This is a genomic window from Streptomyces sp. NPDC090088 (assembly GCF_044747345.1).
Taxonomy (GTDB): domain Bacteria; phylum Actinomycetota; class Actinomycetes; order Streptomycetales; family Streptomycetaceae; genus Streptomyces.
Genome location: NZ_JBIVDZ010000005.1, coordinates 678,584 through 691,011, shown reverse-complemented (window position 1 = coordinate 691,011; position 12,428 = coordinate 678,584). Strand labels below are relative to the sequence as shown.

The window sequence follows — 12,428 nt, the reverse complement described above, 5'->3', positions numbered from 1 at the left end:
CTTCCGACACACGCCCTAGCTTGATCTTTAACCTGTGCGCCGTGGGCGAGGGGTGGTTGACGCCTTCTTCTGCCGCTTTGCCGTGTCCGTTTTGCGGACTGTGTGGACGTCGTGGCGCGGAGTGGGGCGAGCGTTCTTGCGGCCTGGCGGCCGTCCCGGTCCTGGGCTGGTGGGTTTCGGTGCGCCGGCCGGGCATGCGGCCTTGGGGCGCAGGTGACGAAAGTCGCGGCGGACGCGGGCGGGGGTGAGCTGGTGCGGTTCGCTGGGCCGTTCCCAGGGGCGACGCAGATCGGCTGCCAGCGGCCGGGCGAGCCGGAGTTGGGCGTAGACGGCGAGGACCAGCCAGGTCCATCGGTCGGCCGCCTCGGGAGTCCGGATCTTCGGGCAGGTCCAGCCCAGGGTCTGCTTGAAGAACCGGAAGGTGTGTTCGATGTCGAATCGCCGCAGGAACGCCTGCCAGAGCCGGTCCACATCCGCGGCGGTGGCGCTGGTGCCCGACCACCACAGCCAGACCGGCTTCGGTGTGGCTCCGCTGGGAAGCCGCTCGACCCGCAGATGGATCACGGTGCCCTCGATGACAGGGAGGGCACCCAACTGGGCGGTCCATGCGGAGCGGTGGGTCAGCCGCGGGTGGAGCCGATCCCATGCCTGGACGGTGGCCTTCCCATAGAGACGGGTCTCGGTCACCGTCTCGGCATGGGGTGTGTCCCAGGTGGCCGGGTCGCCGAAGACGAACTCGCCGCCGTGCCGCGGCGGGCGGCCCATGGTGTGCGGCTCGCGCCGCGGAGCGGCCCGGCGCAGAACGCGGTCCGAGCGCATCCGCCCGAGCACCTGCACCGGCAGGTCCTTGAGGAGGAAGGCCAGGCGAGGGACGTCGTAGCCGGCGTCGACCACGATGAGGACGTCCGGGTCGCCCTGACGCCATTGTCCGGCCTCGATGAGCCGCTCGATGAGCTCGCGCATCTGCCGCGCGGTCACCGTGGCACCGTCGTCGCCCGGAGCCAGCCGCAGCGCGTCCAGCGGTGCGGTCCACGAAGTGCGGCCCGTCTCCAGCGCGCAGATCACCGAGTACGGCCAGCCCGGAACGGGAATGTGCTGGTCTTTGCCACGACCGTAGGTGTGACACAAGATCCGCTCAGGCGAGGTATGCGCGTCCGGCCGCAGCCAGCAGGTGATGTCGGCGGCCAGCACAAGCCGGCCGTCGGCCGCCCGGGGCAAAGGAACCCCGGCCACGGCCCGCCGCAACCGGGACACGTCCACCCGGCCCGAAGCCAGAGCGGAGTACAGGCTGCCGTGCCCACGGCGATGCTCGCCCACCAGCGACAACTCGACCAGCGACCTGACCGGGCCATCTGCACACAACACCGCATCCGCCAACTCGAACAGAGCATCCGCACGCGAGGTCAGACACGAGTAGAACTCGCCCCGGAAGCGTGACAGTTCGGAGAACGGCTCCGCCGGAGCAGCGTTGTGCAACAGACTCATCCCACGGCCTTCGTGTTGAACATGTGTGTCCTTGGTCGGAGCACATGATCAACCGAAGGCCGCCTGCACGTACGGGAGTTACCATCACGAGTGATCAAGTTCGAGGCCGCATTCGACCCACGACCTTAAAGATCAAGCTAGGGGTCTTCCCCACACGCGTGGAGGTCTGTACGCCGCCTTCTCCTCCCGCTTGGGAAGGCCGCGGTCTTCCCCGGCATCCGCTGCGGCCGTTGTCGTCAAGGCATCCATACCCCCGGCTCCCTGTGTCCGCGGCGGCGTCCGTCACGCCGCGCTCCTCCTCTATAAGCAAGCAGAGCGCTTCGCTGTGGCACCGGACCGCGTGCCGGTGGTCCATCAAGGCCGGTTCCCCGCTGTCGGTGTCCAGCGCGCGGAAGAACTGCTCGGGGTCTGCCCCAACGCCCCTCACCTGTGAGGGCGGATGGCGCAAAAGTACGCCATGCTCATGCCGCACAGCGTCGCGGGGAGTGCTCTGGCCAGGGCCGATCACATCGTCGGCACACGCGTGTTGGGTGCCGCTGCCGACACATGGCGGCACTAGCCAAGGAGTTGGTTCTGCAGCACGACGGTCAGCGTCACGGTTGCGCCGAATGCCACGCAGCCCGCGACGATCGCCTGCGTGATTGCGGCGCCGCCGAGCGCGGCGAGGATCCCGGCGGCTTCGCCGACCACCACGCCGAGCAGCAGAGCGACGATGACGAGCAGGATCTTCACGGTCGTCGAGTTGTTCGCGCTCATCGTTCCTCCAGATGTGCGGGGACGTCCGATGTGTCCCGTCCACTGGCTAGGTTGTCGCCCTTCGGGGGAGAATCGCGGAACGTGCTCAGCCTTGCTCAACGGTGTTCAGCTCTGCTCTGGCTCCCGCCTGCCATGGAGGTCTGTGAGCCCCCAAGGGTCTTGTGAGGAGGTGTGCCCAGCGGATGCAACTGCCGCCGTTGCCCGACGGATCGCTGGGTGAGCTGCATCGCCGTTTGCGCGAGCTGTATCGGGATGCCGGATACCCCGGTGCGCCACGGATGGCCAATACGACGGAGTTCAGCCACAGCACGATGCGCCGGCTGATGACGAACGCGGCGGCCGCCCCGAAGTGGCCGGTGCTCAGGGCCGCGGTCAAACGCTTGTGTGCCCTCGCGCGGTGGCCGCTTGAGCCGACCCTCAATGAGTTCCATGCCCTGTTCACGAGGGTCAACGGTCCGCTCATCGGGAGTGGCGGCGTGTCGACTCCGCCGATCGTCAATGATCATGGCGTGTCCGAGCGGCCGGCTGGGGGCAGCGCGCTTGTGGTCCCTAGCGGCACGGGCACTTCGGCGCGAGCGCTTGTGATCGGTGTGAACACTGGCCAGGGCGGTTTCGTGGATACGCACGTCAGCGAGCTCGGCGATGTGCTTCTCGAGCTCAACGATCGCCAGCCTGAGCGCGTCCGTGTCGTGACCGACCTTCCGGCCGCGGACGTCGAGCGGGCGGTGAAAGTGCTGGCGACCATCAGCGACTTGCCCGATGAGCAGGTTGTTCATCTCATCGGCCCCGGCACTCAAGGAGGTTCGTCACGGGCGGTGTACTTCGCGGCCCGGCCGTCGGCGGACGGGCTACATCTCGGCGCGTTCCTTGACCGCCTCGAGGACGCCGAGGGGCCGGCCACTTTGGTGTTGCTCGACATTGCCGTGTCCGCAAACGCTGTCGCCAACACGCCGCAGCGGTGGAGTCTGCGTCCCCGGAGGGACAGTCGTGTAGCCGTGCTGGGTGTCGTTGTCCCCGACCAGTCGCAGCTGTTCGGGCGCTTTTCCGAAGCCGTGGCGGCCGTGTTGCGGCGGCTGCACGAGGGCGCACTCCCGATCCACCCGAGCGAGCCGTTCGTGCCGCTGCCCTATTTACGTGACGCGATCCGCCGGGAGCTGACGCTCAGCCGCGGGAAGACACCTTTTCCCGAGCACTTCTTCGTCGACGATGTGCCCCCAGACCAGCCGGGGAAGTCCTGCTTCGTTGTGAACCGCCGGTACCAGCCCGATGCCACCGCACGCTATGAGCTGGCACGAGATGACCAGGCGCGTGTCTTCCTCGACGAGTTGGCCGGCGAGATACCCTCGCTTGACCCTGGACACTACTTCTCGCGCGCGGTAGGTCGACCCGCTGCCGCCCCCGACGCACCGATCCTGTTCAGCGGGCGGACAGCGGAGCTGAGTACCCACCAGGCCTGGCTCGACGAGCCGACGCCAGCGCTCTCGCTGCGTGTCGTGACCGGCCAACCTGGTGTCGGGAAGTCCGCGCTGCTCGGGATGATCGTATGTGCGGCCCATCCGAGCCTGACTGCGCTTGCCGGCTTCACCTCGTCGACACGGCAGCGCCTCGGGGATTTCGCGGCCGTCCATGCCCGTGGGCTGGTCGTGCAGGAGGTCGTCCATAGCATCGCCGTACAACTTGGCTTGGGCCGCGACGTTCAGGCCGCGCGCGATTTGCTCACTGCTCTGGCCTCCAGACCGGCCGACTCCGCGATTCCGTCGATCGTGATCGACGCCCTCGACGAGGCGACCGCTCCACGTGAACACCTTGACAGGCTCCTGCTTCCCCTCACCGCCCTGGAACGCACAGCAGATCCCGGACGTCCGGCGTGCCGGCTTCTCGTCGGCACTCGGCCTTGGGCCGAGTTCGGGCCCCTCATCGACCGCGCCCGCGATGCTGGAGGGCTCTGCAACCTCGATGCGGTGCCACGGGCGCGTCAGCGCGCCGAGCTACGCGACTACCTCCGACTCCGGCTTGGGACACCGTTTTTCGGCGAAGCCGGCTTTGCTGAAGTTGACGCGGATCTTCTGGCCGAGCGGATCGCGTACGACCTCACCGATCCGCAGCGCAATCGTGCTGCGGGCGGTGGTCCCTTCCTCGTCGCGGTGCTGCACGCCCACCGGCTCATGAGCGCCGCAGCACGGTCCGGTACGGATCCCATGACGCTCCGGGTGCCTGCTCACCTGGGCGAGGTGTTGGAGCTGGAGCTGGCCGAACGCTCACCCGACCGCCTTCTGCGGCCGATGCTGGTCGCGCTCGCCCAGGCTCAGGGCACCGGTATCCCCGAACGCCTGCTCCGCGACACGACCGCCAGCATCGCAAACAGTTTTCAGCAGACATGCGCGCCACGCGTTCGCCGGATCCCGAGACCAAGCGAAGGACGCATCGCCGATCTGCTCGCGTCGGTGTCGTTCTATCTGCGACACAGCCCCGGCCCTGACGGCACGACGTACCACCGCTTCTTCCACCAGGCGCTGAGCGACTATATGACCAGACACCCCGGCGGGCCGTCGGAGGAATGGCGATGACAGTCCCCTCGGATGAGCGGCAGCTCGTGGCCGCGGCGATGCTCGATGGGCTGCTGGACTCGATCCGCAGTGCGCGGTCCGCCCGCCCGCGATGGGATGCCGCGGAGCCCTATCTGCTGCGCCATGCCATGACCCATGCTGTCGCGGCCGGCCAGGTCGACGTGTTGCTCACCGACCTCGAGTTCCTGGTGCACGCCGACCCCGAGACCGTGCTTCCCGCCCTCGACCTGGCCGCAAGCCCACAGGCGCGCACCCTGGCCGCGGTCTACCGCGTCTCAGCCGGTAAGCACTCCCGCGTCACCGCCCAGGTCCGCCGCCATCTGCTCAGTCTCGACGCCGCCCGGCTGGGCTTGCTCAGGGAGTCCCGCCGCCTGCTCGCACCACAACGGGTGCCTCTGGCGCTGTGGTCTCCGAGCTGGTCCACCGCCTCGCAGGCGGACCCGGCGCTGGTACGGACGACCGAAGAGACTGCGTGGGTGGAGGCGGTGGCGATCGCGGCCATCGACACGCGTCCTGTCATCGCCGTCGCGGTCGCCGACGAGATACTCCTGCGCGACATGGCCACCGGCGAGCCGATCGGCCTGCCGCTGCGCGGCCACACCGACACCATTCGCGCGCTCCACGCAGCCAACGTTGACGGACGTCCCACCCTGTGCTCAGCCGGTGACGACGGGACGGCTCGGCTCTGGGACCTGCGTTCGGCAGAACCCGTTCCGTTCGCTCCGTCCCTTGCTGACGGCCCCGAGCCGCGGCCTGGGGTGACCGCTGTGGCGCTCACCGACATCGACGGCCGCGCGACGCTACTCGCCGGAGGAGAGGACGGCATCCTGCGGTTGTGGGACCTCGCGACCGGCCGCGTCCGCGAGTGCACCGGCCATGGCCGACGGATCAGCGACATCGCCGTCGGCATCGCCGACGGCGTACCGATCGCCGCTACAGCCAGCTGGGACGACACCGTCCGGATCTGGCAGTTGCACGACGCTACTACCTTGGCGGTGCTGTCAGGTCACTCCACGTGGGTCAACGCCGTGACGATCGCCGCGACACCTGAACGCACCACCGTGATCAGTGCCGGCAACGACGACACCGTACGCCTCTGGGACGCCGCGACAGGCGCAGCGATCCTCGTCATCGGCAGCCCGATCAGCACCATCCGTTCCGTCTCGGCCATTTCGACCGACCGCGGTCTCGCACTGGCCGGTGCCGGTGTCAGCGGTGCACTTTGCTGGTGGGACCTCTCCCCCTCTGAGATCCGCCCCCGGGTCATGACCGGCCACACCGAATCTGTGTCCGCCGTGCGGATCGGCCACTTCCTCGGGACTCCCCTCATCGTTACCGGTGGAGCCGATAGATCCGTCCGTACCTGGGATCCCACCATCTCGTCAGGCCGCGCCACATCGATCGCGTCCGGGCAACGGCACGACACCGACATCACGGCTGTCGCCCTCACAACCATCGACAGCGAGGAACTCGTCGCCAGCGGCGACGAGCACGGAACGCTCTGCCTGTGGCGGCTCTCCGACGGCACGCCCATCGCCAGCTTCAGCGCCCATGACCTCGGTGCTGCCCCGCCTGCCGAGTTCGGCGCCGAAGGGCCCGACATCTTCGCGCTCACTTCGGTTGACCTCCGGGGCGTCCCGACGATGCTTATCGGCCGAGCCGACGGGTCCCTGACCATCCTCGATCTCGCCACCTCTCGGGTGGCGCACATCATCAACGCACATACGGGACCGGTCAGCGCGCTCACTACCTGCACAGTCGACGAGCGTGTACTCCTGTTCAGCGCAGGAGACGACGCGATCATCCGCGTCCACGATCTTGAGACTGGTGAACCGACAGCCACGCTGGAGGGGCACACCGACTTCATCAATGCCCTTGTCAACCTCGGCGAAGACATGATCGCCAGCGGCAGCAACGACGGCACCATCCGTGTCTGGCGCGCCTCGGACGGCGCTCCGCTCGGGCCACCACTGCACACCGATGAATACACCATCAACTGCCTCGCCGTGCTCAACGGCCTGGACCCCGACCATGCCGGGCCTTTTGTCGCAGGGGCAGGAGACGACGGTCGGATTCAGATCTGGGACGTGCCCACAGGTCGCCTCGTTCGGACCCTGCGCGCTTCACGGGAGCCGATTAACTCCATCACCACCGTGACGGCCGTAGACGGTCCTGTCCTGGTCAGCGGCGGTGACGACAGTAAGCTTCAGACCTGGGACCCCGCAGAAGCCAGCCTGCTCGACGTCAAACCACTGCCCGCCCGAATCAGGGCTCTGCACTCTCGCGACGGCCTGCTCGTGGCCTGTTTCGGATGGGAAGTCGCAACCCTGCGATATTAGGGTATGCCGCCATAGTGGATCTTAAATTGGGATAATCATCGCCGGGTTCGAGGGGATCCAGCAAACCAGCAGCGGGGCTCGACCCGGCGGTCAGGCAGTTCCAGCCGCTCCGCCAGAAGCCACCGCTGCCTGGAAGCCGACCTCACCGGCACAGCCAGCCCGGGTAGAGTCAGTGAAGTACGACCCACCGATCTTCAAACACGCTGGTCTTCAAGGGCCTTCCCCACACGCGTAGGGGTCGTTCCTCCAGCGCACTACGGCTGTACTGGCGGTCGGCGTCTTCCCCGCACGCGTGGGGGTCTGTCCTCGAACAGGATTTCGCCAGTGCTGTCGTGGATGTCTTCCCCACGGGCGTGGGGGTCTGTCCTGAGTCGTCTCCGGGTGCAGTTCGAGGAAGCGGTCTTCCCCACACGTGCGAGGGGGTCGCTCAGCAACAGGCGGATCATGCAGACGCTTGCTGGCGAGCCCCGATCGCGCCGGCGCACCCGGCGCTCGGCGCCCCGACCCAAGCTGGGGCGACTGAGCTGTCTGGGGCGTGTGTCACGAAGGTGAGCTGTGGGATGTGGCATTGCTGACGCCTGCCCCCGATCCGGTGCCGGTGTCGGTTCGGCTGCGATAAAACAGGGAGCCGACAGCGCAGGGGGGCGAGCGTGAGCACGGCACAGTTGGTTGTGGTCGTAGTGGTGGGCTTGGGTCTGGGGGTGCTGTGGAGGCGCTACAGGTATCCCGGCGGTTGGGCCTTCGCATTCAGCTGGAAGTACGAAGGCGACCGCAACGCCTTGGCGAATGCGCGCAGTAAGGCACGTACGGTGTCCCGCAAAGCGGCTGAGGCCGAGTCCGCCGCGCAGGCCGAACTCACCTCGGCGCAGGCCGCCTACGAGCGAGGACTACGTCAACTGGAGCAGCAGATAGCGCGACTGCGTAATCCCGGTGCCGGTGAGCGATTGGGCAACCTGGGAGAACTCGTCCTGTTCCAGCACGTCCTAGTGGTGACGTCCGGATCGGCAACGTACTCGATCGAACTGGCTGGCCTTGATGCCCGCTTCGACACGGGCAGGACGAACCACTCGATCTACCTCACCGACGTCACCGGGCGGGTGCACCGTGCAAAGTACCCTCATATTCTTCCCGCAGCGGATGACCAGCAGCGATTCGATGAGGAATCGGTGCGCGACTTCACTGTGGCCATCCAGAACACCGTCGCCGACGAGAACAGCTTCCGCGCCCGGATCCCCCACCAGCTCACGCAGGCTGAGCAACAGTTGGAAGAAGCCCGGACCGACACCCGTGCACAGGAGGCAGCACGCAAAAAGCTCGCTGCCGTACGGCAGCGCAACCGCCAAGACCCGAACCGCAAAATTGCCGACTCCGAACTGGAAGACGCTCTCCAGGACTGGAAAACCCTCACAGGCCACCTTCCACCCGAGTAGGTTCAGGGAGCATGAGGCGTCAGCCCCTAAGACACCACGCTTTCGATGTCAGTAGGAAGTACCGGCCTGCAGCGCTGTCGTCATGTATCTGGCCCGTGTGAGAGCCACGTACAGCTTGCGGTGATCTTCGTTGTTCGGGTTGAGCCCTTGGCGGAGGGATCCTCGTTCGGCGGAAGTGAGGCGTACGCCGACATGGTCCCACTCACGGCCTTTGGCCTGGTGAGCGGTGAGTCCGGGGACGAGACGGCGGCCGGGTGCCTGCAGCCGGGCGCGGAGGAGTTTCAGGCGAGTGATGTGCGTGGCGTGGCGTCTGGGCAGTTGACGGCCTGTTTCTTCCTTGATGGTGGCGGTAAGTCCGGTGAGGATCGCGTCGAGCTCTTTGGTGCCGGAGAGGTCGTCCAGAAGGGCGCTGAGGCGTGGTTGCAGGCGCTGCAGTGTCTGGTGGTCGATGCCGAGTGTGGTCAGGGCGTCGTTGTGGAACGTTGCGTGGTCGCCGAAGGTTCGTTGGGTCAGTTCGCTGAGCAGGAGTGTGCAGGCTGCTTCCTGGGGCTGGCCGGTGCTTGAGTTGTAGGCCAGGGGCAGTATCTGGGGGCCGGCGTCCCACAGATGGCTCCATTGCAGGGCGAGCAGGACGTCGGTGTCTGCTGCGTGTCCTTGGGAGAGGGCGACGCCGTTGCCTTGTCTCAGCTGGTCTGCCAGGAGTTGTTGTCCGGTGCTCTTCCAGCGGAATGAGGTGCGCAAGTCACGCTGGATGAAGCCGGCTTGCGTGATGAGGGCGGGAACTTGGTCGGGTTGCGCGCCGCGGAAGCCGTACAGGGCTTGCCAGGGGTCACCAACGACGGTGACGTCCAGTTTGGCAGAGGCGGCGAGCCGGACCAGAGTGAGGTCCAGGGCGTTGGCGTCGAAGATCTCGTCGACGATGAGTGCGCGTGCGGTGCTGGTCAGGTAGGAGCGCAGGACGTCGTGGATGTTCGGGTCGGTGAGGGCGGTTCCCAGCAGGTGGCGGGCGTCCTGGTGGGTGCACAGACCTTCGGCCAGCGCCTGGTTTACAGCAGCGGTGGTGGGGCGGCCCTCATGGCGGGGCCGGGTCGTGGTGCGGGTGACGACCTGGTGGCCGTCGAGGGTCACGACGGGTTCACGCCGGGTCCAGGAGGTGTCCAGGCACACCCGCCAGTGGTCGATGACGGTGAGCTCGCGGCGCCCTCCGGGCCACTGCACATGCCCGGTATGGAGCAGGTGGGTCAGCAGTTCGCAGACGAGGGTATCGAGGGTGACGATGCGGTGAGGCCAGGCCAGGGCGACGGGGCCCCACTGGCTGAGTACGCGGTCACGGAGTTCGGCGGTCGCGGAGCGGGTGAAGCTGACGGCGATGACGGCACGCTGGTCGTCGGCGCTGCGGAAGCGCTGGATACCGAAGCGCTGGGCGGCCACGGTGGTCTTGCCGGAGCCGGGGGCGGCTTCAATGTAGAGACGGCGCAGAGGTGTACCGGCGGCGATGATCTGTTCGCGGGTGAGGCCTTCCGTGGTGTCGGTGGCGTTCACGGCCGCTGCCATGGGGCCGGTCGGTCGGCCACCGGCTGGGCGGGCCGGGCACCGGCGGTCACAGGCGCGCTGGCCGGAACGGGGGTGGCGGGCTGGGCTGTGGCGGTGGCTTCATGCGCAGGTGTCGCGGGCGGGGCGTCTTCGTGCGGCTCGCCGGTCTCGGCCTTGTCGTGGGTGGTGTCCGGCTCCTGGTCGGCCGTGGGTTCCTCTGGGGTGGTCTGCGGCTGCGGGTAGAGGAAGTCGAACAGGCGCCTCAGATGGTTGGGAACGCGAACGTCCTGTTCTTCCTCGATGGCGTCTGCGATGCGTACGGCGAGGGCGTCGGCGAAAGCCGCCTTGTCCTTGGCGTGCGGTCCGGCCGGGGTGGCCGGCGTCTCGCCCTTGGCTTTGCGGGCGCTCTTGAACAGGTCGTGCACGGCTTCAGGGGTGACCGGGTCGGGGAGCGGATCGGCGTCGATGTCGGCCAGCGCGGCCGCGACGAGGTGCTCGTTGCCTTCCGTGATGGACGGCTCCAGCGTGGGGTGGCTGATGAAGGCCCGCACGACAGCGGGGTCGTGCTGGTCCAGCCAGGCCGGCGGGGCGTAGACCTCGTCGAACGGTTTGTCACTGTCGCGCAGCACCGCCAGCCGGGTGCAGACCTCATGCCCTTGGGTGGCCAGGAACCGGGATGTCCACGCTCCGACCTTCGTCCCGACGTACATGATACTCAACGCCTCGATGAAGGACCGCTTGGCGGGGTCGCCGGCGGCCCAGGCACGGCCGAAGTCGCGCAGGATGGCCGCTTCGGTGACGCCTTCGACAACGACCAGGTACTCGGCGAACAGGGCGGCGGAGCGGCTGGCGTCCATGTGGAGACGGGCCATGCGAAGGGTGCGCCGACGGTCGGCCATCGGGATGGTGGCAATCTGCCGGCACACGCGGCGGCCCTCTGCCGTGCGCCGCAGTACGACGAGGTCTTCGGGATTGCAGGAGGTGATGATGTCGGTGGCGTGGCTGGACAGCACGATCTGCAGCTCGGGGCGTTCGCGGACGGTCCTGCGCAGATAGCGCACGAGGGCGTGCTGCAGCTGGGGGTGGAGGTGGGCTTCGGGTTCCTCGATGACGACCGTGGCGTGGAAGGGGGTGCTGGGGAAGAAGGAGTCCGCTTCGGACTCGGCCTCGGCGACGGCCTGTGCCCGGTGTTCGCGTGCCAGCCGTTCCTCCTCCGCTTCCGTCAGATCGTCATGCTCGGGGCCGGCTTCTGCCGGCGAGGTCGGCGTGGGCGGTGTGCCACGCCGGGTGGAGTCGGGTATCGCGGCCAAGGTCACGGCCATGTGCAGCAGGTTGACGTAGCCCAGGCCGGAGACTTCCAGAGGGCGGGCGGCACTGCGGCCTTCGATGACGGCCAGCATCAGCTCCAGGACACGGGCGAGGTAGGTGTCGTCGATGACCTGGCCGCGGACGTAGGGCCACTGCTGCTGCACGCCGGAGGTGAGCGCGGCGAGGTGGCTGCTGATGCGTTCCTCGACCGTCTCGATGAGGCTGTCCTTGGCCAGGTCCTCCAGCAGACGGGACGCCTTCACACGCAAAGACACCAGATTACGGCTGCCGTCCAGCCGTTCCTGCTGAGCGCGCAGCAACTCGATCAGGATGCGGGTCTCGCGACGGGCCAGCTCGTCCAAGGGGTGACGCCAGGCCGGCAGGTAGATGAACTTGAACGGCTCCGTGCCCAGTCCCGGGTTTTGGATCCGAGTGCGTTCAACCCGGGCACGGACCGTGCCGAGGTTGCGCTGCAGGCCCGCGAACCACCGCTGGACGGAACCGTCAGCACCGCTTCGGCCAGGATGATGCAGGGACTGACCAAGGGGGCCTTCACGATCAGCTGCCCCCTCAAGGTTGTACTGCACCTCGATGCCGGGCGTTCCGCCGCTGCGCAATGCGGCGGCACTCATTCGCGGCAGCAGCGGGAAGCGGCTGGTGTGGGCCAGGTAGAGAGCGTCGGTGACAGTGGTCTTGCCTGCCCCGTTCGCTCCGATGAGGACACTGAAGCGACCGGGTATCTCGCAGTCGATCTCCCCCTCGGCGCTGGCTCTCAGACCGGACACCTTCACACGGCTCAGATACAACGAAACCCCCTCCAGCGACAGCACACTCGCCCCCATCATCGCTGCCCGAACAGCCACAGCCTGACCGCACCCCGGTCGACCGAAGCCTCCGACTCCTGGCGGGGGCAGCGAGGTACCCCGACCGCCTCAGTTCCTGACCGGCGCACTCGCACCTGCCACCCGGCGGTCAGACAATTCCAGCCGCCCCGCCAGAAACAACCGCTG

At 67.5% G+C, this 12,428-nt stretch carries 7 protein-coding genes; 3 read left to right on the top strand and 4 right to left on the bottom strand.

Features of this window, described 5'->3' with window-relative positions; genetic code table 11:
* Window positions 1–27: 27 nt before the first annotated feature.
* Window positions 28–1,485: an NF041680 family putative transposase gene (locus ACIPSJ_RS26905; protein ID WP_401349747.1), complete on the bottom strand. Its 1,458-nt coding sequence runs from the start codon at window positions 1,483–1,485 to the stop codon at window positions 28–30.
* A 555-nt stretch (window positions 1,486–2,040) separates the two neighbouring features.
* Window positions 2,041–2,241, bottom strand: coding sequence for a hypothetical protein (locus ACIPSJ_RS26900; RefSeq protein WP_401349744.1), 201 nt, complete (start codon window positions 2,239–2,241; stop codon window positions 2,041–2,043).
* A 182-nt stretch (window positions 2,242–2,423) separates the two neighbouring features.
* Between ACIPSJ_RS26900 and ACIPSJ_RS26895 the strand changes: the two genes are divergently transcribed.
* From ACIPSJ_RS26895 to ACIPSJ_RS26885, 3 genes are all read left to right on the top strand, one after another.
* Window positions 2,424–4,808 carry a hypothetical protein gene (locus ACIPSJ_RS26895; RefSeq protein WP_401349741.1) on the top strand — a complete coding sequence of 795 codons (2,385 nt, stop codon included), beginning with the start codon at window positions 2,424–2,426 and terminating at the stop codon, window positions 4,806–4,808.
* Window positions 4,805–7,147 (top strand): WD40 repeat domain-containing protein, encoded by a 2,343-nt coding sequence (locus tag ACIPSJ_RS26890; RefSeq protein ID WP_401349738.1) that lies wholly within the window; start codon window positions 4,805–4,807, stop codon window positions 7,145–7,147. The genes ACIPSJ_RS26895 and ACIPSJ_RS26890 overlap by 4 nt, the downstream gene beginning before the upstream one ends.
* Before the next feature lie 650 nt (window positions 7,148–7,797).
* Complete coding sequence (locus ACIPSJ_RS26885) at window positions 7,798–8,577, top strand: hypothetical protein (RefSeq protein WP_401349737.1); 780 nt, start codon at window positions 7,798–7,800, stop codon at window positions 8,575–8,577.
* 48 nt (window positions 8,578–8,625) lie between these two features.
* Here ACIPSJ_RS26885 and ACIPSJ_RS26880 read toward each other — a convergent pair whose 3' ends face one another.
* Window positions 8,626–10,131, bottom strand: a complete 1,506-nt coding sequence (locus ACIPSJ_RS26880) for a UvrD-helicase domain-containing protein (protein WP_401349734.1) — start codon at window positions 10,129–10,131, stop codon at window positions 8,626–8,628.
* Window positions 10,116–12,248, bottom strand: coding sequence for an AAA family ATPase (locus tag ACIPSJ_RS26875; RefSeq protein ID WP_401349733.1), 2,133 nt, complete (start codon window positions 12,246–12,248; stop codon window positions 10,116–10,118). The genes ACIPSJ_RS26880 and ACIPSJ_RS26875 overlap by 16 nt, the downstream gene beginning before the upstream one ends.
* Between the last annotated feature and the right edge of the window lie 180 nt (window positions 12,249–12,428).